The organism is Streptomyces sp. NPDC006197 (assembly GCF_040613865.1).
Taxonomy (GTDB): Bacteria; Actinomycetota; Actinomycetes; order Streptomycetales; family Streptomycetaceae; genus Streptomyces.
The window spans coordinates 40,730-66,176 of sequence record NZ_JBEXSZ010000020.1; the positions used below are offsets into that span (position 1 = coordinate 40,730).

Sequence of the window (25,447 nt, forward strand, 5' to 3'; positions counted from 1 at the left end):
CCCCAAGCAACACCAGGCGACGCCACAAGTTCATGGACGTGAACGAGGGTCAGTAAAGCGAACGATTTTACTGTCCCTTGACTCACCCCTGCATTGTCGGAGCCTTCCAACTCCCCACACCATGAACCGCGTTCACAAGGCGGACCGGACCTCATGGAGGGGCGCAATGAACAGTCTCGACTGGGCCGTGCTCATCGGCTACTTCGGCGTCATGGTCGCGATCGGCGTCTGGTCCCACAAGCGCGTGGACACCGTCTCCGACTTCTTCACCGCCGGCGGCCGGATGCCCTGGTGGCTCTCCGGCATCTCCCACCACATGTCGGGCTACAGCGCCGTGATGTTCACCGGATACGCGGGCATCGCCTACACCTACGGCGTCACCTCCTACGTCACCTGGTCCTTCCCCATCGCCATCGGCATCGCCATCGGCGCCCACCTCTTCGCGCCCCGACTCAACCGGCTCCGCTCCCGCCTGCGCGTGGCCTCCCCGCTCGAGTACCTCAAGGACCGCTACGACCTCCCCACCCAACAGGCCCTCGCCTGGTCCGGGGTGCTGTTGAAGATCGTGGACGTCGGCGCCAAGTGGGCCGCCATCGCGACCCTGCTCTCCGTCTTCACCGGGATCTCCCTCCATCAGGGCATCCTCATCACCGGCGTCGTCACCGGGATCTACTGCACGGTCGGCGGCCTCTGGGCCGACGCCCTCACCGAACTCGGCCAGTTCGTCATCCAGCTCCTCGCCGGCGTCGCGATGCTCGTCGCGGTCCTCGGCGAGCTCGGCGGCTTCAGCGCCCTGTGGACCGTGTGGGACCGGCCCGAACTCCAGGGCCACACCGCGCCCACGGCCGGCCCGTACACGCTGACGTTCCTCCTCGCGTACCTCTTCATCAAGACCTTCGAGTACAGCGGCGGCATGTGGAACCAGGCCCAGCGCTACATGGCCACCCCGTCCGCCCGCGAGGCCACCCGCTCCGGCCGCCTCTCCGCCGTCCTCTGGTTCGTCTGGCCGCTCGTCCTCTTCTTCCCCATGTGGTGCGCGCCGCTGCTCGTCCACCCGAAGAAGCCCGACGGCTCCGACGCGTACGCCCTCATGACCGAGCAACTCCTCCCGCACGGTCTCCTCGGGCTCGTCGTTGTCGGCTTCTTCTCGCACACCATGGCCATGTGCTCCTCCGACGCCAACGCCATCGCGGCCGTCTTCACCCGGGACATCGCGCCCGTCCTCAGCAAGGCGGCGAGGAGCTGGACCCAGCGGGCCGGGCTCGTCGCCGCCCGCTGGTCGACGATCGCCTTCCTCGGCCTGTCGATGGCCGTCGCCACCCAGGTGAACTCCCCCACCTTCAAGGACATCATCACCGTCGTCATCAAGTGGGTCGCCGGACTCATGGGACCGATCGCGATCCCCTTCATGCTCGGCCTGCTGCGCCCCTTCCGGAAGTCGGGCCCCACGGCCGCGCTCGGCTCCTGGGCTGCCGGACTCCTCGTCTTCTGGCTCACCAACTACGGCCTCGACGGCGTCGAGCTCCAGATCCAGATCGTCTCGCCGCTCGCGACCTCGCTCGTCCTGTACGTCCTCATCGGATACGTGAAGCCGGAGGACACCCCGGAACGCGACGCGCTCCTCGACCGGCTCGGCTCCGACGGGGACGCGGTCCCCGCGCAGCCGGGGGCACGGACCGATCAGCCCCTGGGATAGCGGGCCAGCCAGCCCGGGGAGGACTCCGTCGCGCTGTGCAGGGCGGCGCCCTGGGTCATCTCCATCGCGAAGTCGTCCGCGAGCTCCAGGACCGTCGGGCGGCCCTCCAGTTCGGCCAGCCAGGCCGGCGGGAGGGCCGTCTCGCCGTGTAGGGCACCCAGCAGCGCGCCCGTGAGCGCGCCCGTCACCGACGAGGGGCCGTCGTGGTTCACCGCGAGCCGCAGCCCGTGCCGTACGTCCTCGCCGACCAGGGCGCAGTAGACCGCCGCGGCCAGCTGCCCCTCGGCCCGGTCCTCGCCGGCCCCGAGAGCCGTCACCCGGTCCGCGTCCGGCGCCCCCTCCCGTACGGCGGTCAGCGCGGCCTTCAGCGCCTCGGTCACCGGCTCGTGGCCGGGGCGCACCGCGAGCTGCCCACACGCCCCGGCCACCGCCGCCTCCACCGAGCCGCCGCGGGCGAGACCGTGGACGACGACCGCGAAGGCGCCCGCCGCGAGGCCCGCCTCCGGGGCGCCGTGCGTCTGCGCCGCGCACTCCACCGCCAGCTGGCAGACGAGCTGCGGCTCCCAGCCGACGAGCAGCCCGAAGGGGGCGGAGCGGGCGAGCGCGCCGGAGTCGGCGGCGTCGGGGTTCTTGGGTCTGTCGAGGGTCCCGAGGACGTCGTCGCCGAGGCCGGTGAGGCAGGCGCGGGGCGGGTTGCGGCGGGCGTAGAGCCACTCCTCACGGGCCAGCCAGCCGTTGTCCTTGCGGCGCTCGTCCGGGCCCCAGTCGCGCTGGGTGGCCGCCCAGCGCAGATGGGCCCGGTGCACGTCGGTGGGCGGATGCCAGGCGCCCGTGTCCCGGCGGACCTGGGCCCTGATGAGGCCGTCCACGGTGAACAGGGCCATCTGGGTCGAGGCGGTGACGGCGCCGCGGCGGCCGAACGCGGGCACCGGGTCCGTGAGTCCGTCAGGTCCGTGGGCCTCGCGGAGCCCGGCGAGGGTGTGTCCGTCGGCGGGCGCGCCGAGCGCGTCGCCGAGGGCACCGCCGAGCAGACAGCCCCGCACGCGGGCCCGGAAGTCCTGCTGCTCGGCGCGGCCCCACACGGCTGCGGCTGTCGTGGCCACGACGTGCCCTCCCCCCGTAGACCGGTCTGCGCAGCACTGTAATCGACCGGGTACGCGCGTTCGGGGTGCGGAACGTTATGCGTTCGGACGCCCTTCAGGCCACGTTTGACCGCGTTGCGCCGACCCCCTTCCGTTGTGGGCGGGCTACTCCTGGGGCAGGACCGGAAGGAGTTCCGGGAGGTGGCCGTCCGAAGCGCGGGCCGTGCGCTGTCGCTCCTCCGGGACCTCGCCGTACAGCGTCGTCCGGGGCCGGGACGGACGCCCCGCCGCCTCCGCGATCGCCTCCAGGTCGCGGATCGAGCGGTACGAGCCGTAACCGGAGCCCGCCATCCGGGAGATGGTCTCCTCCATCAGCGTCCCGCCGAGGTCGTTGGCCCCCGAGCGGAGCATCTCGGCCGCGCCCTCCGTGCCCAGCTTCACCCAGCTGGTCTGGATGTGGGGGATCCAGGGGTGCAGCAGCAGACGGGCCATGGCCGTCACCGCGCGGTTGTCGCGGGCGGTCGGGCCGGGGCGGGCGATGCCGGCGAGGTAGACGGGTGCGTTGGTGTGGATGAAGGGGAGGGTCACGAACTCGGTGAAGCCTCCGGTCTCCTGCTGGATGCGGGCGAGGGTGCGGAAGTGGCCGAGCCAGTGCCGGGGCTGGTCCACGTGTCCGTACATCATGGTCGAGCTGGAGCGGATGCCCAGCTCATGGGCCGTGGTGATGACCTCGATCCACGTCGCCGTGGGCAGTTTGCCCTTGGTCAGCACCCAGCGGACCTCGTCGTCGAGGATCTCCGCCGCCGTGCCGGGGATCGAGTCGAGGCCCGCCTCCTTCGCCGCCGTGAGCCATTCACGGATGGAGAGGCCCGTGCGGGACGCGCCGTTGACGACCTCCATCGGCGAGAAGGCGTGCACGTGCATCCCGGGGACCCGTTCCTTCACCGCGCGCGCGATGTCGAAGTAGGCCGTGCCGGGCAGGTCGGGGTGGATGCCGCCCTGCATGCAGACCTCGACGGCGCCGACGTCCCAGGCCTGCTGGGCGCGGTCCGCGACCTGGTCGAGGGAGAGCGTGTACGCGTCGGCGTCGGTGCGCCGCTGGGCGAAGGCGCAGAAACGGCAGCCGGTGTAGCAGACGTTGGTGAAGTTGATGTTGCGGGTGACGATGTACGTGACCTCGTCGCCGATCACGGACCTGCGGACGTCGTCCGCGATCCGCGTGAGGGCGTCGAGCGCGGGGCCGTCCGCGTGCAGCAGGGCGAGGGCCTGGGCGTCGGTGAGCCTCGTCGGGTCGTCGGCGGCCGTGCTCAGCGCCTCGCGGACGTCGGCGTCGACGCGCTCGGGGACCATGCCGGGCGCGGCGGCCTCGCGAAGGGCCTCCCAGTCGCCGTACACGTCGTCGAAGTCCTCGCGCCGGTCGGACGTCCGGCCCTCGGTGTCGATGGTGGTGTGCAGGTCCGTGCGGCCGGTGGCGGTGAAGGCCTCGTCGGGCTCCTGCCAGGGCAGGCCACGCACGGGCGCGTCGGGGTTCGCGAGGCCGGTCTCGGGGTCGGCGAGGGCGCGGACGTGCGGGAGGAGCCGGGGGTCGAGCCAGGGCTCTCCGCGCCGGACGAACTCCGGGTACACGCAGAGGCGTTCGCGCAGCTCGAAGCCGGCGGCCCGCGACCGGGCGGCCAGCTCCTCGATCCGCGGCCAGGGGCGCTCGGGGTTGACGTGGTCGATGGTGAGCGGGGAGACGCCGCCCCAGTCGTCGATGCCGGCGGCGATCAGCCGCTCGTACTCGGAGTCGACGAGGTTCGGCGGGGCCTGGAGGCAGGCGGAGGGGCCCATGATGAGCCGGGCGACGGCGACGGTGGCGACGAGGTCGTCGAGCTCGGCGTCCGGCATCCCGCGCATCGCCGTGTCCGGCTTGGCGCGGAAGTTCTGGATGATCAGTTCCTGGATCGAGTGGTACGCGCGCGCGATCCGGCGCAGCGCGAAGAGGGACTCGGCCCGCTCCTCCAGGGTCTCCCCGATGCCGAGCAGCAGCCCCGAGGTGAAGGGGACGGAGGAGCGTCCGGCGTCCTCAAGGACCCGGAGGCGCACGGCGGGTTCCTTGTCGGGCGACCCGTAGTGGGGGCCGCCGGGTTCGCTCCACAACCGGGTGGCGGTCGTCTCCAGCATCATGCCCATGGAGGGGGCGACAGGCTTGAGGCGCTGGAAGTCGGTCCAGGACAGGACGCCGGGGTTGAGGTGGGGCAGGAGCCCCGTCTCCTCCAGGATGCGGATCGCCATGGCCCGTACGTACGCGACGGTGTCGTCGTACCCGTGGGCGTCGAGCCACTCCCGGGCCTCGGGCCAGCGGTCCTCGGGCTTGTCGCCGAGGGTGATCAGGGCTTCCTTGCAGCCCGCCTCGGCGCCGCGGCGGGCGACGTCGAGGACCTCGTCCGGCGACATGAACATCCCGTGCCCGTCCCGGCGCAGCCTGCCGGGGACGGTGACGAACGTGCAGTAGTGGCACTTGTCCCGGCAGAGCCGGGTGAGCGGTATGAAGACGCTCTTCGAGTACGTGACGACCCCCGGCCGCCCGGCCGCCTCCAGACCGGCGTCCCGCACGCGCCCCGCGGACGCCACCAGGTCCGCCAGGTCCTCCCCCCGCGCCCGCAGCAGCACGGCGGCCTCGGCGACGTCGAGCGCGACCCCGTCCCTGGCCCGCCTGAGGGCGCGGCGCATGGCGTTCTCGGTGGGCCGTCCTGCCTGGTGATCCGTCATGGACCGAGCATACGAGCGCTCCCCGGCACAGCGGTTCGGGTCCCCGCAGGAACCCGGACCCGGCCGCTCCTCAGAGGTACCGCGCGTACTCGTCCAGGACGGCCATGACCTCCGGCTCGTCGCCCGGCGGGAGCTGGAGAACGACCTCGTCGCAACCCAGTTCCTCGTAGTGGGCGAGCTTGCCGGGGCTCGGGAGGACCGCGTACGGGACGAGCCGGAGGGCCTCCGAATCACGGCCGGCCTTCTCCCAGGCCTCGCGGAGGACGGGGAGGGACTCCGTCAGGCCCCGGCCGCCGATCGGCATCCAGCCGTCGGCCTGCGCGGCGATCTGCGCGAAGAGCTTCGGGCCCGCCGCGCCGCCCAGGAGGACGCGCGGGGCGCCGCCGGCCGGCTTGGGCCAGACCTCCGAGGCGCGTACGGAGTCGCCGGACTTCCCCGCGTACGCCGTCGGTTCGGGCGCCCACAGGGCCCGCATCAGGTCCAGCCGGTCGCGGCCGAGCTCGCGGCGGGTGGCCCAGTCGACGCCGTGGTCGGCGGCCTCCTCCCGGTTCCAGCCGACGCCGACGCCCAGGGTGAACCGGCCCCCGGAGAGGTGGTCGAGGGTGGCGACCTGCTTGGCGAGCACGATCGGGTCGTGCTGGGTGATCAGGGTGATGCCGGTGCCGAGGCCGAGGCGTTCGGTGACGGCCGCGGCCTGCCCCAGGGCCACGAGCGGGTCGAGCGTCCGGGCGTACTCCCGGGGCAGCTCCCCGCCCGCCGGGTAGGGGGTCTCGCGGGAGACGGGGATGTGGGTGTGCTCGGGGAGGTAGAGCCCCGCGAAGCCGCGCTGCTCCAGCTCGCGCGCGAGCCGTACGGGGCCGATGGTCTCGTCGGTCAGGAAGATCGTGGTCGAGATCCGCATAGCGGCACGGTAGGGGGTGGGGCGCGGATTTCCGAGGGGTACGACGAGGAGTACGGCGAGAGGTACGGCCTGGGGTACGACGAGGAGGGCGGCGAGAGGTACGGCGAGGAGTACGGCGTGGGTACGGCGTGGGTACGCCGAACGGGCCGTCAGGAGCGGGTGGCGTCCACCGCCCGCTGCTCCGCCGCCAGGTCCCCGTACCCGCCGTGCTCCCAGACCCTCTCGCGGAAGCGCTGGAGCGTGAGCGGGGTGCGGTCCTCGCCGGGCACGCCCTCGAAGTGGACCGTGCCGCAGCGGTGGCAGTACCAGCCGTGCGACCAGAGCTCCTCGGCGCGGTGCCGTCCGCGCGTCAGGCGCGCGAAGGCGGTCCGGCGGCGGTGGATCACGACGGCCACGAGGACGACGGCGAGCAGTGCCGCCGCCGAGATGAAGCCGAGGTACGCGAAGTCCGGCGGGGGCTCGGCCCCGGTCGTTCCCAGCGGCTGCGAGTAGTCCGGCGTGGTCGAGCCGTCCGGTACGAGGTACACACCGCCCACGCGCGGCACCCCGTCGCCGTCCGCTCCCGCGGGCTCGTCCTCGAACCAGTGGCCGGCCTGGGCGCCGCTGATGAAGGTGGCGACCGAGACAAGGGCGGCGAAGATGCCGAGGACGACGATGCCGTACGTCGGCGGCTGCGGCACCGGCGCGAGCGCGTCGGAGAGTCCCGTCGTCACCGTCCGCGTCACGGTCCGCATGTCGCCGTCGCGGTTCCGTTCCCGGCTGGTGAGGGCGTCCCGGCCCGCGAGGTACACGGCGGGCACGGCCTGCACCCGGTCGTCGCGGTCACAGCCCGGGCAGGTGGTTCTCGTGCGGCTCATGGACCCCCCTTTTTTTCCATGGTCGCGCTGTGGGACGGGACCGTGCCCCGCGCGGTTCCCTCCGGTCCGTTCGAAAATCGCCTGCGTCCTCCCCCGCCGCCCCCTACCGTGACCGGGTGCTGAACCGAATCGAGACGTACTACGACGCCGTCCCCCGCCCCGCCGCCCGCACCGAGGACTTCGGGGCGCTGACCCTCTTCGTACGGAAGGGGCCGGGCTGGCCCTACTACGCCCGCCCGGCGCTCGGGCACGAGGGCGAGGTGTCCCCCGAGGACGTGGAGAAGGTGCGGGCCCGGCAGCGGGAGCTGGGGGTGCCCGAGGCCTTCGAGTGGGTCGCGGAGACGACCCCGGGGCTGCGGGCCGCCGTAGAGGCGACCGGCCTCACCGTGCACGAGCACCCGCTGATGGTCCTGGAGGGCGAGCCGCTCGCCGTGCCGGAGCCCGAGGACGTCACCGTACGGATGGTGGGCGCGGACGACCCCGCCCTGGAGAGCGCCGCCGCCGCCCCGTACGCCGCCTTCGGGGTGGAGCCGCAGCCCGGCAGCACCGCCCAGGTCGCGCAGCGCCTCGCGGCGGGTCTGACCCGGCTCGCCGCGGCCCTGGACGCCACCGGGAGCGCCCTCGCGGCCGGCCAGCACCAGCCCGTCGGGGGCGTCTCCGAGGTCGTCGGCGTCGGCACCGTCCCGGCGGCGCGGCGGCGGGGCCTCGGGCTCGCGGTCACGGCCGCGCTCGTCGCGGACGCCCGCGCCCACGGCACGGAGCTCGTGTTCCTCACGGCCTCGGACGCGGACGTGGCCCGGCTCTACGGCCGGCTCGGCTTCCGCACGGTGGCGACCGCCCTGATCGCCGAAGCCTGATCGTGAAGGTCTGAGGGCGGAGGTCCGATCGCGAAGGTCCGATCGCGGAGGTCTGAAAAAGAATCTCGGAAAACTTCTCCGGTCGTGTCACATCCTCGGCGCGCGGTCCGTCAGTGCAGTGAAAGCGACGCACGAACGACACCGAGACACGCTGAGGAGCCGTCACCATGGCGCACACGCCCCAGGCCCGCATGACCAACCCCGCCTACGTCCTGGCCGACGCCGGTCCGGCGATCCAGAACCTGCTCAAGGCCACCCGTCAGGGCGGGGTCGACGAGTCGATCCTGGAGCTGGTGCACCTGCGGGCCAGCCAGATCAACAACTGCGGCTTCTGCGTCGACTACGGCGCCAAGAGCGCCAGGAAGAGCGGCGTCAGCGACGAGAAGCTGTTCGCGGTCGCGGCCTGGCGCGAGGCGCCGTACTTCTCCGACGAGGAGCGGGCGGCCCTCGCGCTCGCCGAGGCCGCGACCCGGCTCGCCGACGTCTCGGACGCGGTGCCGGACGAGGTGTGGGACGCCGCCGCCGACCACTTCGACGAGAAGCAGCTCGCCGCGATCGTGCTGATGGTCGCCGTCACCAACCTGTTCAACCGGCTCAACGTCACCGTCCGGCAGCCGGCGGGTGCGGGGTTCTGACCCCCGGCTCGACGTCCTTCGCACGGCCCGGGCGCAGCACCCGGTTCGCTTCCCGATACCCGTACGCATCCCGAGGAGCCCTCCATGTCCGCACGCATGCCCAACCCCGCCACCGTCCTGCCCGAGGCCATGCCGGCGGTCCTCCAGCTCGTCAAGGCGGTCCAGTCGGGCGGTGACGTGCCCGCCACCACCCTCGACCTGGTCCACCTCCGGGCGAGCCAGATCAACGGCTGCGGGTACTGCGTGGTCGGCGGGGCCCTGAAGTCGCAGAAGGAGGGCGAGACGGACGAGCGGCTGCACGCCGTCGCGGCCTGGCGGGAGACGCCGTACTTCACGGAGGAGGAGCGGGCGGCGCTGGCCCTCGCCGAGTACGCGACCCGGCTCGCGGACCGCCCGGACGCCGTGCCGGACGCGGTGTGGGACGAGGCGGCCCGGCACTACGACGAGAAGCAGCTGGCCCAGATCGTGCTGTGGCTCGGGCTCACCAACCTCTTCAACCGGATCAACGCGACGACCCGGCAGCCGGCCGGCGCGACCTGGTAGCCGTCGCGGCGGCCGGCCCGCGGCCGTCGCCGGATCCGCACCGGGGCCGGCCCGCCCGTGCCGGGCCGGTCGTAACCGGATCCGCGTCGTCCGCGTTGGAGCGGGCATGAAGAGGATCCTCACCGCAGCCGCCCTGACCGTCTTCGCCGCCGCCGGTGCCGCCGGCGCGGCCGCCGGGACCGCGGCCGCCGACACCGGCGGCCTGAACCTTCCCTCGGTCGTCCCGCTCAGCGGCGTCCTGACCCCCAAGGCGAAGCCGGCCGGCACGCCCGACCTGCCGCCCGCCAACACGGCGGTGGAGCACCTGCTGCCCGGGCACCACTGACCGGCCGGTACGGAGAACGACGAAGGAGGCGGGCCCCCCACGGGCCCGCCTCCTTCGCGCTTCCGGACGCCTCGGGAGGGCGTCAGTCCGCGACCACCAGCGCCGGGGTCTCCTTCGTGAGGACCTCGCCGCGGAAGAACGCGGGGCTCCTGCGCTGCATGACCAGCATGATCACCACGCCGAGGAGCAGCAGGCCGACGCCGATCACGAAGACCGAGCCGACGCCGAGGACCGAGGAGCCGGAGCCGTAGGCCGGGTCCCACATGTCGTAGAGCGTCTTGCCGAAGACGGCGGTGAGCATCAGGCCGCCGAGGAGCGGGATCACGCCCTTGAAGGCGAGGTCGCGGGCGGAGGCGAAGAGCTCCTTGCGGAAGAACCAGACGCAGGCGAAGGCCGTCAGCGCGTAGTAGAAGCAGATCATCAGGCCGAGCGCGTAGATGGTGTCGACCAGGACGTTCTCGCTGACCAGGGTCATCACGGTGTAGAAGACGCCGGTGGCGACGCCGGCCACGATCGTGGCCTTGCCGGGGACCTTGAAGACGGGGTGGACCCGGGCGAAGGACGGCGGCAGCGCCTCGTAGCTGGACATGGCGAGGACCGTGCGGGCGACCGGGATGAAGGTGGTCTGCAGGCTCGCGGCGGCGGAGGCGAGGACGGCGACGAAGAGCGCGATGCCGAGGACGGGGCCCATGACGGGGCCCGCGAGGGCGGCGAAGACGTTGTCGGAGGTCTCCGGGTTGGCGAGGCCGAGGCCCTTGTCGCCGGAGCCGACGACCATCTGGGCGGCGACGCCGGTGGCCAGGTAGGAGCCGACCAGGACGACCATCGAGATGAGCGCGGCGCGGCCCGGGGTCCTGTCGCTGTCGGTGGTCTCCTCGTTGGCCGTGAGGCAGGTGTCCCAGCCCCAGTACATGAAGATCGACAGCGAGAGTCCGGCGGTGAAGGCCGCGAAGGAGCCGACGGAGAAGGGGTTCAGCCAGGACCAGGAGAAGCTCGCCCCGGTCGGGAAGTCGACCGAGCCGGCCTTGGAGAAGGCCATGACGACGAAGACCGCGAGGACGGCCAGCTGGAGGCCGACGAGGGTGTACTGCACGCCCTTGGTGGCGGTCATGCCCCGGTAGCTGATCGCGGTCGCGGCGGCGATCAGGGTGAGGCAGGTGAGGATGTGGACGGCCTTGTTGTCGTCCAGGGCGGCGATCGAGGGGTTGCCCGTGATCTCTCCGGCGAGCAGCCAGAAGTACGAGGTCGCGACGCCGGCCAGGTTGGACAGCACGATGATCGTCGCGATGACCAGGCCCCAGCCGCACATCCAGCCGACCTTGGGGCCGAAGGCCTTCACGGTCCAGGTGAAGGAGGTGCCGCAGTCCGGCATGCGCTTGTTGAGCTCGCGGTACGCGAACGCGACGAGCAGCATCGGCAGGAAGCCCGCGAGGAAGACGGCGGGCATCTGCAGTCCGACCTCGCCGGCGGTGGAGCCGAGCGTGGAGGTCAGGCAGTAGACGGGGGCGACGGTCGAGATGCCGATGACGGCGCTGCCGAGGAGGCCCACGGAGTTGCCGCCGAGGCCCTTGGTGCGCACGCCGGGGGTGCCGTCCGGGGCGTCGGCGCCCCCTACCGTCTCTCCGGCCTGCGGCCGCACGTCCACCTGAGTCATGAACTCGACGTTAAATGCTGCGGTTTCCATATCCGGAGGGTCGGACTCCGCTCGATTGATCGATCATCGCCTTGCATTGTCGGGGTCGAATCGGACACTCGCCATTGATTGAAAGATCGACCAACCGCGCGGGCCGACCAACCGGTAGGTCCGGCGGCGAGTGTCCGATATGCGGGAACCGCAGCAGTGCCCCAAATGTCCGTTTCAAAATTTTCCCGAGAATTTTTCGAGACGGTTCTCCCCCGGTCACCCGCCGACCCTCACCCCGGTCACCCGCCTGCCCTCACCCCGGCCAGACGACCGCCTGCAGCTCGCTGTACGCGTGCAGCGCGTACGAGCCCACGTCCCGCCCGACACCGCTCTTCTTGAAGCCTCCGAACGGCGCCTCCATGTTCCGGCCGATCGTGTTCACGCCCACCCCGCCGGCCCGCAGCCGGGCCGCGACACGGAACGCGCGGGCCACGTCGCCCGACCACACGTAGTCGATCAGCCCGTAGTCGCTGTCGTTGGCGAGCGCGATCCCCTCCTCCTCGTCGTCGAAGGGGACGACCACGACGACCGGGCCGAAGATCTCCTCCCGCACCACCCGCATCCCGTTGGTGCAGTCGACCAGCAGCGTCGGGGCCACGTAGAAGCCCCGGGCGAAGTCCGGACGCTCGCCGCCCGCGACGACCCGCGCCCCTTCCTTCCTCCCGAGCTCCACGTACGACTCCACCCGGTCGCGGTGCGCCGCCGAGATCACCGGGCCGACCACCGTCCCCTTCTCCGCCGGATCCCCCACCTTCATGAAGGCGAGGTAGCCGGTCAGCTTCTCGATCAGCCGCTCGTGGATCCCGCGCTGGGCGAGGACCCGGGTCGGGGCGGTGCAGATCTGCCCGCTGTAGAAGGCGAAGGTCGTCCCGATCCCCATCACCGCCGAGTCCAGGTCGGCGTCGTCGAAGACGAGCGCGGCCCCCTTCCCGCCCAGCTCCATCAGCTGCCGCTTGAGCGAGCGGCCGCAGACCTCGCCGATCGCCTGCCCGACGGCCGTGGAGCCGGTGAAGGAGACCATGTCGACGTCCGGGGAGTCGACGGCGGCCTCGCCGACCGCCCGCGCGGAGCCGGTGACGACGTTCACCACGCCGGCCGGGACGCCGGCCTCCTCCAGGGCCCGGGTCATCGCGTAGACGGAGAGCGGGTCCTGCGGGGCGGGCTTCACCACGACCGTGTTGCCCATCGCCAGCGCGGGGGCGATCTTGCCGGCCGGGTTGGCCCAGGGGTTGTTGTACGAGGTGATGCAGGTGACGACACCGACCGGGCGCCGCACCGCCACCGCGCCGAACACCCCGGCCCTCCCCATCGGACCGGCCTCGTTGATCTGCGGGGGCAGCGCCTGCTCGACCGGCTCCATCGCCCCGCGCGCGTACCGGCGGAACCGGGAGGCGCCGACGGCGACCTGCATCCCGCGCGCGGTGCCGGTGGTGGCGCCGGTCTCGGCCCGGGCGAGGAGCGTGTTCGCCTCGGCGTCCCGGTCCATCAGGTCCGCGGCCCGGTCGAGGATCGCCGCCCGCTCCTCCGGTCTCGTGCGGGACCAGGTCGCGAAGGCCTCGCGGGCGGCGGCGGCCGCCTCGTACACCTGCTGTCTGCTCGCCTCCGGCGCGAGCCCGACGACCTCCTCGCTCGCCGGGTCGATCACCTCGTAGTGGCCGCCGTCGGGCTCGACCCACTCTCCCCCTATATAGAGGCGCTCGATCCGGGTCATCGCGTGCTCACCGTCCTCGTGTCACGGCCCGAGCGCAGCACCTTTCCGGGGATCGCGCCGGTCACCCGGTCGTCCCGTACCGTCTCCACGCCGTTGACCCGCACCGACACGATCCCGACCGCCCGCGAGTCGAGGCGCGGGCTGTCCCCCGGCAGGTCGTGCACCAGGGTCGCCGGGCCGGCGTCGATCCGCTCCGGGTCGAAGAGGACCAGGTCCGCGTGGAAGCCCTCCGCGATCCGGCCCCGCTCCCGGAGCCCGAAGAGCCGGGCCGGGTCGTCGCTCAGCATCTTCACCGCCCGCTCCAGCGGAACCAGCTTCCGGCCGCGCAGACAGTCGCCGAGGAAGCGGGTCGTGTACGGGGCGCCGCACATCCGGTCCAGGTGCGCGCCCGCGTCCGAGCCGCCGAGCAGCACGTCCTCGTGCTCCCAGGTCTCCCGGCGCAGGGCCCAGGAGGCCGGGTCGTTGTCGCTGGGCATCGGCCACAGCACGGTCCTCAGGTCGTCGTTGGCGCAGATCTCGACGAGGGCCTGGAAGGGGTCCTGGCCGCGCTCGGCCGCGATGTCCCGCACGACCCGCCCGGTGAGGCCCTCGTTCTCCCTGCTGTACGTGTCCCCTATGACGTACCGGCCGAAGTGCGCGAGCCGCCGGAAGACCCCGGCCTCCTTCGAGTCCGCGCGCCGCAGCATCTCGGCGCGCACCTCCGGGTCGCGGAGCTTCGCGATCCGCTCGGGGAGGGGGAGTCCGAGGATCTCCCCCCACCCGGGGATGAGGTTGAGCGCGCAGAAGGTGCCGAGGGACATGTTCATGGGCGTGAGGATCGGCATGGTCAGGGCGACGATCCGGCCGCCGGACTTCCGGGCCCGCTCGGAGGCGGTGAGCTGACGCGGGACGCGCTCGGGGACGGCGGCGTCGATGGTGAGGACGTTCCAGTTGAGGGGCCGCCCGGCGGCGGCGGTCATCTCGACGAACAGCTCGATCTCGTCGTCGGAGAACTGGTCCAGGCACCCGGCGAGGATCGCCTCGATCTGCGTCCCCTCGTGCTCGCCGACGGCCTTCGACAGGGCGATCAGCTCGGCGGGCGCGGCGTGCCGGGAGGCGACGGGGGCGCCGTCGCCGTCCGAGTGGGTCGAGGACTGGGTGGTGGAGAGCCCCCAGGCGCCGGCGTCCATGGCCTCCTTGAGGAGGGCCACCATCCGCGCGAGCTGTTCGGGGGTGGGCTGCCCGCCGACCGCGTCCGCGCCCATCACGTACCGGCGCAGGGCGCAGTGGCCGACCATGAAGCCGGCATTGACGGCGATCCGTCCTTCGAGGGCGTCGAGGTACTCGGCGAAGGACGACCAGCTCCAGTCGACGCCCTCCTCCAGGGCCTTGAGGGCCATGCCCTCGACCTTCGACATCATCCGGCGCGTGTAGTCGGCGTCCTCGGGGCGGTCGGGGTGGAGCGGCGCGAGGGTGAAGCCGCAGTTGCCGCCGGCGACGGTGGTGACGCCGTGGTTCATGGACGGGGTGGCGTACGGGTCCCAGAAGAGCTGGGCGTCGTAGTGGGTGTGCGGGTCGACGAAACCGGGGGCGAGGACGAGGCCGGTGGCGTCCTCGGTGGTGCGCGCCGTGGCCCCCTGCCCGGGGAAGACGATCCGGCCGTCACGTATGCCGACGTCGGCGACGCGGGCGGGGGCGCCGGTGCCGTCCACGACGGTGGCGCCCTTGATCAGGTGGTCGAGCATGACGGTTCCTTTCTGCGTGTGGACGCGGGTGTGCCCCGGACCGGGGCCGCCGCGGAACGGCCTCCGGCCGGGGCCGGTACGGGGCGGCGATCCGGGAAGACACCACCCCGCGCTTCTGGACCTCCCCGTTGCGCGCGCGCCCACCGGGGCGGTGCCCACCCCGCACCCCGTTGTGGGCAGTCGCTTCCGCCGGGGCGGCGCCCCCGCCCACCCCCGTTGTGGGCAACTGTTCCGCTGGGGCGGAACGGGTGGGCACAACGGACGGCGCCCCTTGCCGGGCCTGGGCTCCTGCGCCCTGACCCGCACCGGCAGGTACGGCACACACGTGGTGCGGGTCCAGGCGCGGAACGCGGAGGCGCCGCTCAGGGCGCCGTCCCGTGTGCCCACCCGTCCCGCCCCAGCGGGACGACTGCCCACACGGGCGGGGCGGCGCCCACACGGGCGGGACGTGCGTCAGGTGCCTGCGGACTGCCGCATGCGGGTCGTGCGGTGGATCGGGTCCGTGTCGATCTTCGGGATCACGTGCTCCCCGATCAGCTTGATCGAGTTCATCGTGTCCTCGTAGGAGATGCCGATGGGAAGACCGAAGGACAGCTGGTCGGCGCCCGCCTGCTCCCAGCGCTTGCACTGCGCGAGGACCTCGCTCGGGTCGCCGCAGATCATCAGTTCCTCCTGGATGAGGAGTTCGATGATCTCGGCCGAATACTCGGGGAGGAGTTCGGGCCACTCGGGGATGCCCTCGGGGCGGGGGAAGGTGTCGTGGTAGCGGAACAACAGGGACTGGAGGTAGTTCAGTCCGCCGCCCACCGCGATCTCGACCGCCTTCTCGTGCGTCTCGGCGCAGATCGCCGTCGACGTCACCATGACGTTGTCGTTGACGAAGTCGCCGACCGCGCGCGCCTCCTTGATCGCGTTCTTGTAGGACTCGACGACCCACTCCATGTCGGAGACCTTCTGGACGCTGAAGCCGAGGACGCCGAGGCCCATCCTCCCGGCCATGGCGTACGAGGAGGGGGAGCCGGCCGCGTACCACATGGCGGGGTGGGACTTCCCGTACGGCTTGGGGAGGACCTTGCGGGGCGGCAGCGACCAGTGCTTGCCCTGGAAGCCGGCGTACTCGTCCTGGAGCCACATCTTGGGGAACTCGGCGATGGTCTCCTCCCAGATCTCCTTCGTGTGGTTCATGTCGGTGATGCCCGGCATGAACCCGAGGATCTCGTGGGAGCCCGCCCCGCGCCCGGAGCCGAACTCGAAGCGTCCGCCGGAGAGGTGGTCGAGCATCGCCACCTTCTCGGCGACCTTGACCGGGTGGTTGACGGGGGCGAGGGGGTTGAAGATGCCGGAGCCGAGGTGGATCCGTTCCGTCGCGTGGGCGAGGTAGCCCAGGTAGACGTCGTTGGCGGAGAGGTGCGAGTACTCCTCCAGGAAGTGGTGCTCGGAGGCCCAGGCGTACTTGAAGCCGGACCTGTCGGCCTGGATGACGTACTCGGTCTCCTCCATGAGGGCCTTGTGCTCGGCTTCGGGATCGGTCTCGGCGCGCTTGCCGACGTATCCCTGTACGAAGATCCCGAATTCCAAGGGGGTTCACCGTCCTCATCATTTCTGACGATGCGTCAGATTCCTTGATGTGCCCGACTCTCGCACCGGGGCGCAGGTGCGTCAATACCTGACGAGACGTCAGAAGAGACTGACGCCCGCCAGCCAGCCGCCGTCGATCACGAACGGCTGGCCCGTGATGTACGCCGAGTCCGCCCCGGTCAGGAAGAGCGCCAGGGCCGCCACCTCCTCCGGCCGGCCGATCCGCCCGAGCGGCACGAGCTTGCGGTACAGCTCGGCCGTGGCCGCCGGGTCCACGCCCTCCGGGTTGCTCATCGCGGTGTCGATCGCGCCGGGGCAGACGGCGTTCACCCGGATGCCCTTCGCGGCCAGCTCCAGGGCCGCGACCCTGGTGAGCCCCAGGACGGCGTGCTTCGTCGCCGCGTAGGCGCCGACCCCGGCCATGCCGGTGAGCCCCGTGTACGAGGCGGTGTTGACGATCGTCCCGCCGCCGGCCGCCGCGATCTCCGGCGCGACCGTGCGGATGCCCAGGAAGCAGCCGGTCTGGTTGACCGAGACGATCGCCCGGAACTCGTCGAGCGGGGTCGACACCAGCTCGTTGAAGCGGAGGATGCCCGCGTTGTTGACGAGCCCGTCGATCTTCCCGAAGTGCTCCTTGGCCGCCGCCACGGCCGCCGTCCAGTCGCCCTCGCTCGTCACGTCCAGGTGGACGTACGCGGCCCGGCCCTCCCCCAGCTCCTTGGCCAGCGCCTCGCCCGCGTCGTCCAGGACGTCCCCGAGGACCACCCTCGCGCCCTCGGCGGCGAACAGCCGCGCCTCCTGCTCGCCCTGCCCGCGCGCCGCCCCGGTGACGAGGACGACCCGCCCGTCGAGCTTTCCCATGTCCGCACTCCCTAGAGGTCTACAGGTGGGGGGCGACCTCCGTGCCGAAGGCCGCGATCTGGTCGATGAGTTCGGTACGGCTCCGGGTGCGGAACCGGACCTGTATCTGGTGCACGCCCATCTCCCCGTAGGCGCGCAGGGAGGCGGCGAGCTCCTCCGGCCGGCCGCTCAGGGTGCGCCGGCCGACCTCCCAGCCGGGCGTGCCGACGTACAGCGCCTCGGTGATCGCGCCGACGGTGATCGGCTCCGCGATCCCGGCCTCCGCGCGGAGCCGCAGCAGCTTCCGGATCTGCCCGGCGAGCTTCTCGCGCGGGTCGCCCTGCGGCAGCCAGCCGTCGCCCTTGAGCGCGGCCCGGCGCACGGCGGCCGGCGAGGAGCCGCCCACCCAGAGCGGGACCCGCTCCTGCGCGGGCCGGGGCAGCTGCCCCAGGTCCTTGAAGGCGAACCGCTCCCCCGCGTGCTCCGGGTACTCCTCGGGCCCGAGGGCCGCCCGCAGCGCGTCGACCGTCTCGTCGAGCACGGCGCCCCGGCGGCCGAAGTCCACGCCGAGCGCCTCGAACTCCTCCTGGACGTGCCCGGCGCCGACCCCGAGGACCAGGCGGCCGCCGGAGAGGTGGTCGAGCGTCGCGTACGCCTTGGCCGTGACGAGCGGGTGGCGCAGGCCGACGACGGCGACGTGCGAGAGGAGCCGGACGCGCTCGGTGGCCGCGGCGAGGAAGGAGAGCGTGGCCACCGGGTCGTACCAGACGGTGCTCATCGCCCCGGCGAGGCGGCGCGGGACGGCCACGTGGTCGCAGCTCGCGAGGTAGTCGAAGCCGTGCGCCTCGGCGGCCCGGGCGACGGCGAGCAGGTCCGCCGGACCCGCGGCCGCCTCCCAGGGTTCGGCGTAGAGGGTGCTCTGCGACTGGACCGGCAGCTGCATGCCGTAGACCACCATGGAAGACCCCCTTGCGCCCCGGGCACACGGCCCGTATCTGACGGATCGTCACTTCAGCGAGCAGGCCCATGCTCGTACCTGACGATCCATCAGGCAAGGGGTAGGGGGATCCGGGACTTCGGGCCGAATCGGGCCGGGCCGTGAAGCGCGCCGCCCGTCCGATGGCCCCGACATGCCCCCGCCCGGGCAGCGGAGCTGCCCGGGCGGGGAACGGTCTTCGTCCTTCTTCGTACTCCGGTGGGTCAGGTGCTGTCCGCCGCGCCGGTCGTCCTCGCGTGGCGCACCAGGGCCGAACCGGCCAGACAGACGATGCCCACGGCGCTCAGGAGTGCCAGCGCCTTGGCCCAGGCGAAGGTGGTGCCGAGACTGCTGCCCAGCAGGTCGACGGTGCGCGCGCTCGCGACTCCGTGGAGCGCGATGACGACGACGGCGAGACCCGCGGCGGCGGCCCAGACGATCAGGGTGTCCCGGGCCGCGAGCCACACCGCGCACGCCAGGCAGAGCACGGTGACGACCGCGGACAGCGCCTCCGCGTCGCCGCCCGAGCGCAGGCCCGCGAGGTCCACCGGCAGATGGATGAGGCCGCAGGCGAAGAGCGCGAGCGCCGCGGGCCAGCGCAGCACCGACCGCAGTGCGGGCGAGGCCTTGTGGCTGCCGGGACCCGAGGCCAGCGCGCCGTCCAGGCCGGACTTCCGCCCCTTGGCGGCGCCCCGGCCGCGCTTCGGGGCGGGGGCGGCCGGCACGGCTCCCCCGCCGGCGCGCGCGTGCTCCTCCTCCTTGCCGGGTCCGGCCTGCCGCGCCCCGCCGTCCTCGCCCGCGACGGTCTGCCAGTCGCTGCTGTCGGCGCCGAGGATGCCGACGAGCCGGACCACGTCCTCGACCGGCCGGCCCACCGCCGCGGCGCGCAGGGTGGTCTCGGCCTGGTGGAGGTCGTACCCGGACGCGTTCAGCAGCGCGAGCAGCTGACGCACTTCGTCCAGCGGGCGGGTGACGGCCGCCGCGCGGAGCGCCACGTCCGCGGGACTGGAGAGTTCGCCGGTCTCCTGGAGGCGGGCCACCAGCGCGGCGACCTCCGCCACCGGCCGCTCGGTCGCCGCCGTCCGCAGAAGCGTGTGAACCGCTTCGTCACCGGTTTCGTCGTGGGCCGCCGCCGGCTCGGGAGCCGCGTGCGACTGCGGGCCTGCCGGGGCCTCCGAGGCGGCCGGGGGCTCGGGCTCGGTCGAGGTTTCCGGCTCGGCCGGGGTTTCCAGCTCCGCCGGGGACTCCGACACGGCCTGCGGCTCCGGGCCTGCCGGGCCGGACGGGAACTCCGGCTCGGCCGACAGCTCAGAAGCGGTCAGGGCCTCCGGGCCGGCCGGGGACTCTGAAGCGGTCCGCGTCTCCGGGGAGGCCGAGGACGCCGAGGCCGTCGAAGACTTCGGGGCTGCCGAGGACTCCGGGGAGGCCGAAGACTTCGGGGCTGCCGAGGACTCCGGGGCTGCCGGAGGCTTCGGGGCTGCCGAGGGTTTCATATCGGCCGGGAGCTTCAGACCCGCCGCGGACTCCAGCCGCGGCGGGGACTCCAGCCCCGCCGGGGACTTCAGACCCGCCGCGGGCTGCAGCCGCGCCGCGGACTTCAGACCCGCCGCGGACTCCAGCCGCGCCGCGGACTCCAGACCGGCCAGAAGCTCCGAGGCGGTCGGGGACTCCACGGCGGCCCGGGACTCCATGGCGACCGGGGGGTCCGGTTCGGCCGGGGACTCCGGTTCGGCCGGGAGCGGCGTCGCCGCCGGGGCCGCCGATCCGACCGGAACCGTCGGTACGACCGGAACCGTCGGTACGGCGGGGGGCGTCGTCGGTCGATCGGGGTAGGGGGGCGCGCCGAGCGCCGGGGACGAGGAGACAAGCGACTGGCGGGACGGACCCGGGCGAGGCTCTGTGGTCGGTTCTATGTCGTCGTCCGCCGGTTGGATGTGCGGGAGGTCGGGGGTCATGTCACAGGCTCCGTTCGTGAACATTCCGAGGGGACGTCCACCGTGGCTGTCTCGTGATGTGCAAGAAACGCACACTTGACTACTATTTGTGCGCCAGTCCATGACATGCCGCCATCAGAGGGCGGCCTTGTTGGGCCGATGGGGCGACAAGCGGCCCGAACCAGGGCGTACGGCAGGGCGAACGGCGAGGCACACACGGATGCGGCCGGGCCCTCGGGAGAGGTCCCGGCCGCATCCGTGGGGCAGGCCCTACGGCCGCCAGAGACCGTCCGGCGTCAGCCCGAGGAGCCCGATCGCGTTGCCGCGGACGATCCGCTCGACGACGTCCGCCGGCAGGTGGCCCATCTGCGCCTCGCCGACCTCCTTCGACCTGGGCCAGGTGGAGTCCGAGTGCGGGTAGTCGGTCTCGTACAGGACGTTCCCCGCCCCGATCGCGTCGAGGTTGCGGAGCCCGAAGGCGTCGTCGAAGAAGCAGCCGAAGACGTGGTCCGCGAAGAGCTCGGAGGGCGGGCGGGTGACCTTGTCGGCGACGCCGCCCCAGGCGCGGTTCTCCTCCCAGACGACGTCGGCGCGCTCCAGGATGTACGGGATCCAGCCGATCTGCCCCTCCGCGTACATGATCCGCAGGTTCGGGAAGCGCTCGAACTTGCCGCTCATCAGCCAGTCGACCATCGAGAAGCAGCAGTTCGCGAAGGTGATGGTGGAGCCGACGGCCGGCGGCGCGTCGGGGGAGGTCGACGGCATCCGGCTGGAGGAGCCGATGTGCATCGCGATGACCGTGCCGGTCTCGTCGCACGCCCGGAAGAAGGGGTCCCAGTGGTCCGTGTGGACCGAGGGGAGGCCGAGGTGCGGCGGGATCTCGGAGAAGGCGACGGCCCGGACCCCGCGCGCGGCGTTGCGGCGGACCTCGGCGGCGGCGAGCTCGGGGTCCCAGAGCGGGATGAGGGTGAGGGGGATCAGCCGCCCGTGCGCCTCGGGCCCGCACCACTCCTCGACCATCCAGTCGTTGTAGGCGCGGACGCAGAGCAGCCCGAGCTCGCGGTCGCTCGCCTCGGTGAAGGTCTGCCCGCAGAAGCGGGGGAAGGTGGGGAAGCAGAGCGCGGACTGGACGTGGTTGACGTCCATGTCGGCGAGCCGGTCGGGCACGGAGTGGGAGCCGGGCCGCATCTGCTCGTACGTGATGACTTCGAGGCGTATCTCGTCCCGGTCGTAGCCGACGGCGGTGTCGAGCCGGGTGAGGGGCCGGTGCAGGTCCTCGTACACCCACCAGTCGCCGATCGGGCCGTCGTCCCCCTGGGCGCCCATGACCGGGGCGAACTTGCCGCCGAGGAAGGTCATTTCCCTGAGCGGGGCGCGGACGATCCGGGGTCCGGTGTCGTGGTACCGGGACGGGAGCCGGTCCCGCCAGACGTGCGGGGGCTCCACGGTGTGGTCGTCCACCGAGATGATCTTCGGGAAGGTCTCCATGGCTTTCACGGTAGCGCTGATCTGACGGTCCGTCAGCTACCGGGGGCCGGAACGACGGGGTTGCCGGCGCGCAACGGCTTCGCAACGACCGCCCCGATGCTGACGGACTCCCTCCGGACAAGGCAGACTGTCCTGGGCGAAACCAGCGGCAGCGGCAGGGGGAGCGATGGACCGTGAGAACGGGCCGCGAGTTCCGGCACAGCGGGCTCCGAAGCCGGGACCGGCAGCCCCGGTGGGCGAAGTGACGGCTGCCGACGGGACCACGGACACCGGCGTGCGCCCGGTCACGGGCGCGGGCGCGAGTGGGGACTCCCCCGGCTCGCTCCGCTTCGGCGTGCTCGGTCCCGTCCGCGCCTGGCGCGACGGCGAACCCGTCCCCACCGGCTCCCCGCAGCAGCGCGCCCTGCTCGCCGCGCTGCTCCTGCGCGGCGGCCGCACCGCCACCGCGCACGAGCTGATCGACGCGCTCTGGGGCGAGGAACCCCCCTCCCAGGCGCTCGCCGCTGTCCGTACGTACGCCTCCCGGCTCCGCAAGGCCCTCGACCCGAAGGTCCTGGTCAGCGAGTCCGGCGGGTACGCCCTGCGGACGACCGCGCTCGACGTGACCGAGGCCCAGGAGCTGGCCGCCGAGGCGGACAGGCTCCGCGCGGCCGGGGACCGGGCGGCCGCCCGGGCACGGCTCGCCGAGGCGCTCGACCTGTGGGACGGCGAGGTGCTGGCCTCCGTACCCGGCCCGTACGCCGAGACCCAGCGGACCCGCCTGGAGGAGTGGCGGCTCACCCTCCTCGAAACCCGCCTGGACATCGACCTGGAGGTCGGCGCGCACGCGGAGGCCGTCTCCGAGCTGACCGCGCTCACCGCCGCGCACCCCCTGCGGGAGCGCCTGCGCGAACTCCTCATGCTCGCGCTCTACCGCAGCGGCCGGCAGGCGGAAGCCCTCGCGGTGTACGCGGACACCCGCCGGCTCCTCGCCGACGAACTGGGCGTCGACCCGACCCCCGAGCTGTCCCGGCTCCAGCAGCGCATCCTCCAGGCCGACGCCGAGCTCGCCCGCCCGGTGGAGGAGCCGGCCCCGGCCGCCGCCCCCGTGGCCCGGCCCGCCCAGCTGCCCGCCACCGTCCCCGACTTCACGGGCCGCTCGTCCTTCGTACGGGAACTGGGCACGCGGCTCGCCACCGCCGAGGGCTCCGTCATGGCGGTCTCGGCGCTCGCGGGCATCGGCGGCGTCGGCAAGACCACGCTCGCCGTGCACGTCGCCCACGAGGCCCGGCCGCACTTCCCCGACGGCCAGCTGTACGTCGACCTCCAAGGCGCCGGCTCGCGGGCGGCGGCACCGGAAACGGTCCTCGGCTCGTTCCTCCGGGCCCTGGGCACCCCCGACTCGGCCATCCCGGACTCGCTCGACGACCGGGCGGCGCTGTACCGCTCGACGCTCGACGGCCGCCGGGTCCTGGTCCTCCTGGACAACGCCCGTGACGCGGCCCAGATCCGCCCGCTCCTCCCCGGCACAGCGGGCTGCGCGGCCCTGGTCACGAGCCGCATCCGGATGGTCGACCTGGCGGGGGCGCACCTGGTGGACCTGGACGTGATGTCGCCGGAGGAGGCGCTCCAGCTGTTCACTCGCATCGTCGGCGAGGAGCGGGTCCGAGCCGAACGCGAGGCGGCCCTGGACGTGGTCGCGGCCTGCGGCTTCCTCCCGCTCGCGATCCGCATCGCCGCGTCCCGCCTGGCGGCGCGCCGGACGTGGACGGTCTCGGTCCTGGCGGCGAAGCTGGCGGACGAGCGGCGGCGCCTGGACGAACTCCAGGCGGGCGACCTGGCCGTCAAGGCGACCTTCGAACTCGGCTACGGCCAGCTGGAGCCGGCCCAGGCGAGGGCCTTCCGCCTCCTGGGCCTCGCGGACGGCCCGGACATCTCCCTGGCGGCAGCGGCGGCGGTCCTGGACCTCCCCCTGTGGGACACGGAGGACCTCCTCGAAGCCCTCGTCGACACGTCCCTGCTGGAATCGGCGGCGCCGGGCCGCTACCGCTACCACGATCTGGTCCGGCTCTACGCGCGTGCGTGCGCGGACCGCGACGAACAGCCCCCGTCGGAGAAGGAGGCGGCGCTCTCCCGCCTCCTGGACTTCTACCTCTCGACGGCGGCGAGGGTGTACGCGATCGAGCGCCCGGGCGACCGCCTGGTCGACCACCTGGAACCCACGTCCTACGAAGGCCTCACCTTCACGGACCGCCACGAGGCCCAGGACTGGCTCTACGCGGAGGCCAACTGCCTCCTGGCGTGCGTCCGCCAGTCCGCGTCGTCCCCGACGACCCTGCGGCGGGGGGTGGACCTGCTGTGGGCGTCGCTGGACCTCGGCGAGTCCGGGGCGAACTCCAAGGAATTCGAGGCGACGGGCGTCGTCGTACGCAATGCGGCCCGAACCCATGCGGACGCCAGGGCCGAGGGCCGTGCGCTCATGGTCCTCGCGGGCGTCCACCACACTGCGGGCCGCTTCGAGGAGGCGGACCACGACGCCGAACTCGCCCTGGCACGCGCGGACCTGGCCGGCGATCCGGTACCGGCCTGCTGGTCCGCCAACGCCCGGGGCATCATCGCGCTGTACCAGAACCGATTCACGGAGGGCGAGCAGTACCTCACCGAGGCGATCGAGCGGTTCCGCGGCATCGGGGACGAACCCGGGGAGGCCAGCGCGCTCTGCAATCTCTCGCGCATCCACCTGGCGACGGGCCGTACATCGAGCGCCATAGCGCTCGCCCGGCAGGGTACGGACATATACGACGCGATGGGACACGCGCTCCGGGGGGCGAACGGACGGTACGCCCTCGGCCTCGCCCTCACCCAGGACAACCGGCTCACCACCGCGAGCGAACGACTCCGTGAGGCGCTGGCCGTCTTCTCCGACAGTCGGCAGCGGCTGTGGGAGGGCATGACCCTCTTCCGGCTGTCCGAAGTGGACATCGCCGCCCGCAGGCACGCCCAGGCGGCGTCGAACGCCGAGATGGCCCTCACAGTGCTGCGGGGCATCGGAGGAGAGTGGCGGCGGGGCAACGTCCTCACCGTCCTGGGACGAGCCCTGTTCGGCCTCGGACAGACCGGTCGTGCGCTCGTCTGCTGGCAGGAGGCACTCGGCATCTTCGACGAACTCGGCGCCCCGGAAGCCGAAGAGGTCCGTGCGCTGCTGACCCCTGCGACCGCCGCATAGACCCGCGCGGCCAGTGCGTTCATCGTTCGTTTATCGCCGTCCGGCATGCTTCTCTGCATGACGATCCGCCGTGTCGGGGGGCAGACGGGTCGCCGATGAGGGCCGCAGCCTCCGAGTACTAGGGTGATCGGCCCCGGAGATTCGTCCAGTCGTCCACGGGGGAACGGCTGGGCGAATCTCCTCAGATCTCGGACATCACACGCAGGAGTTGACGAGCATGACCGACCCGATCAAGCAGGAACCGATCATCAAGCCCATGGACATGCACGCCACCTCGGAGCCGGCTCTCGACGCGATCACCGAAAAGATCACGGGTGGTCACGACGAGAGCATCGCCACCAAGGACATGCACGCCACCTCCGGGCCGGCCGACGCCATCGCGGACAAGGTCCTCGGTGACGGAGCCTCGACCGGCAACATCCACATCACGTCCGAGCCGGCCAACTAAGCCACTCCCGACGGGGAACGGCTCCGGCGGCGACTTCGGGGGAGTTGCCGGGGCCGAACAGGGAGGTCCGGTCGACGGGGGAGCACACGGGCTCGGGGGACACCCGACGGAACCAGGGGGGATCCGTCCGGGCAGGGCCCGTGCGCAACGCGATCGGACCACCGCACCACGGAGGGGCCGGGCATCTGCCCGGCCCCTCCTCTCGTTCAGCA

Annotated in this window: 19 protein-coding genes; 7 read left to right on the forward strand and 12 right to left on the reverse strand. The window is 72.6% G+C overall.

Annotated features, from left to right (window positions below):
• Positions 1-166 precede the first annotated feature (166 nt).
• Complete coding sequence (locus ABZ318_RS09140) at positions 167-1,696, forward strand: sodium:solute symporter family protein (protein WP_356901825.1); 1,530 nt, start codon at positions 167-169, stop codon at positions 1,694-1,696.
• Here ABZ318_RS09140 and ABZ318_RS09145 read toward each other — a convergent pair.
• From ABZ318_RS09145 to ABZ318_RS09160, 4 genes are all read right to left on the reverse strand, one after another.
• A complete protein-coding gene (locus tag ABZ318_RS09145; RefSeq protein ID WP_356901826.1) occupies positions 1,681-2,799 on the reverse strand; it encodes an ADP-ribosylglycohydrolase family protein in 1,119 nt (372 codons plus the stop codon). The two genes, ABZ318_RS09140 and ABZ318_RS09145, sit on opposite strands and share 16 nt — an antisense overlap.
• A gap of 144 nt (positions 2,800-2,943) precedes the next feature.
• Positions 2,944-5,529: a bifunctional FO biosynthesis protein CofGH gene (locus ABZ318_RS09150; protein ID WP_356901827.1), complete on the reverse strand. Its 2,586-nt coding sequence runs from the start codon at positions 5,527-5,529 to the stop codon at positions 2,944-2,946.
• A 70-nt stretch (positions 5,530-5,599) separates the two neighbouring features.
• Positions 5,600-6,430, reverse strand: coding sequence for an LLM class F420-dependent oxidoreductase (locus tag ABZ318_RS09155; protein WP_356901828.1), 831 nt, complete (start codon positions 6,428-6,430; stop codon positions 5,600-5,602).
• Between the two features lie 149 nt (positions 6,431-6,579).
• Positions 6,580-7,287, reverse strand: coding sequence for a hypothetical protein (locus ABZ318_RS09160; RefSeq protein ID WP_356901829.1), 708 nt, complete (start codon positions 7,285-7,287; stop codon positions 6,580-6,582).
• A gap of 116 nt (positions 7,288-7,403) precedes the next feature.
• Between ABZ318_RS09160 and ABZ318_RS09165 the strand changes: the two genes are divergently transcribed.
• The 4 genes from ABZ318_RS09165 (at position 7,404) to ABZ318_RS09180 (ending at position 9,647) form a co-directional block, all read left to right on the forward strand.
• Positions 7,404-8,144, forward strand: coding sequence for a GNAT family N-acetyltransferase (locus tag ABZ318_RS09165; protein ID WP_356901830.1), 741 nt, complete (start codon positions 7,404-7,406; stop codon positions 8,142-8,144).
• A 167-nt stretch (positions 8,145-8,311) separates the two neighbouring features.
• Positions 8,312-8,779: a carboxymuconolactone decarboxylase family protein gene (locus tag ABZ318_RS09170; protein WP_356901831.1), complete on the forward strand. Its 468-nt coding sequence runs from the start codon at positions 8,312-8,314 to the stop codon at positions 8,777-8,779.
• An 84-nt stretch (positions 8,780-8,863) separates the two neighbouring features.
• Positions 8,864-9,322, forward strand: a complete 459-nt coding sequence (locus ABZ318_RS09175) for a carboxymuconolactone decarboxylase family protein (RefSeq protein ID WP_356901832.1) — start codon at positions 8,864-8,866, stop codon at positions 9,320-9,322.
• 106 nt (positions 9,323-9,428) lie between these two features.
• Positions 9,429-9,647 (forward strand): hypothetical protein, encoded by a 219-nt coding sequence (locus ABZ318_RS09180; protein ID WP_356901833.1) that lies wholly within the window; start codon positions 9,429-9,431, stop codon positions 9,645-9,647.
• 82 nt (positions 9,648-9,729) lie between these two features.
• Here ABZ318_RS09180 and ABZ318_RS09185 read toward each other — a convergent pair whose 3' ends face one another.
• The 8 genes from ABZ318_RS09185 to ABZ318_RS09220 form a co-directional block, all read right to left on the reverse strand.
• Complete coding sequence (locus tag ABZ318_RS09185; protein WP_356901834.1) at positions 9,730-11,301, reverse strand: APC family permease; 1,572 nt, start codon at positions 11,299-11,301, stop codon at positions 9,730-9,732.
• Positions 11,302-11,584: 283 nt separating this feature from the next.
• Positions 11,585-13,042, reverse strand: a complete 1,458-nt coding sequence (locus tag ABZ318_RS09190) for an aldehyde dehydrogenase family protein (protein ID WP_356901835.1) — start codon at positions 13,040-13,042, stop codon at positions 11,585-11,587.
• Complete coding sequence (locus ABZ318_RS09195; protein WP_356901836.1) at positions 13,039-14,766, reverse strand: D-aminoacylase; 1,728 nt, start codon at positions 14,764-14,766, stop codon at positions 13,039-13,041. Before ABZ318_RS09195 ends, ABZ318_RS09190 begins: the two co-directional genes overlap by 4 nt.
• A gap of 453 nt (positions 14,767-15,219) precedes the next feature.
• Positions 15,220-16,344, reverse strand: a complete 1,125-nt coding sequence (locus ABZ318_RS09200) for an LLM class flavin-dependent oxidoreductase (RefSeq protein ID WP_356901837.1) — start codon at positions 16,342-16,344, stop codon at positions 15,220-15,222.
• A gap of 99 nt (positions 16,345-16,443) precedes the next feature.
• Positions 16,444-17,205: a glucose 1-dehydrogenase gene (locus ABZ318_RS09205; RefSeq protein WP_356901838.1), complete on the reverse strand. Its 762-nt coding sequence runs from the start codon at positions 17,203-17,205 to the stop codon at positions 16,444-16,446.
• Positions 17,206-17,224: 19 nt separating this feature from the next.
• Positions 17,225-18,142 carry a TIGR03619 family F420-dependent LLM class oxidoreductase gene (locus tag ABZ318_RS09210; RefSeq protein WP_356901839.1) on the reverse strand — a complete coding sequence of 306 codons (918 nt, stop codon included), beginning with the start codon at positions 18,140-18,142 and terminating at the stop codon, positions 17,225-17,227.
• 242 nt (positions 18,143-18,384) lie between these two features.
• A complete protein-coding gene (locus ABZ318_RS09215) occupies positions 18,385-19,833 on the reverse strand; it encodes a hypothetical protein (protein WP_356901840.1) in 1,449 nt (482 codons plus the stop codon).
• Positions 19,834-20,364: 531 nt separating this feature from the next.
• Positions 20,365-21,582: an amidohydrolase family protein gene (locus ABZ318_RS09220; protein ID WP_356901841.1), complete on the reverse strand. Its 1,218-nt coding sequence runs from the start codon at positions 21,580-21,582 to the stop codon at positions 20,365-20,367.
• Between the two features lie 166 nt (positions 21,583-21,748).
• Here ABZ318_RS09220 and ABZ318_RS09225 point away from each other — a divergent pair, with 166 nt between their 5' ends.
• Entirely contained in the window at positions 21,749-24,787 is a 3,039-nt protein-coding gene (locus ABZ318_RS09225) for a BTAD domain-containing putative transcriptional regulator (protein ID WP_356901842.1), read from the forward strand.
• 217 nt (positions 24,788-25,004) lie between these two features.
• A complete protein-coding gene (locus ABZ318_RS09230; RefSeq protein WP_356901843.1) occupies positions 25,005-25,235 on the forward strand; it encodes a hypothetical protein in 231 nt (76 codons plus the stop codon).
• Positions 25,236-25,447 lie beyond the last annotated feature (212 nt).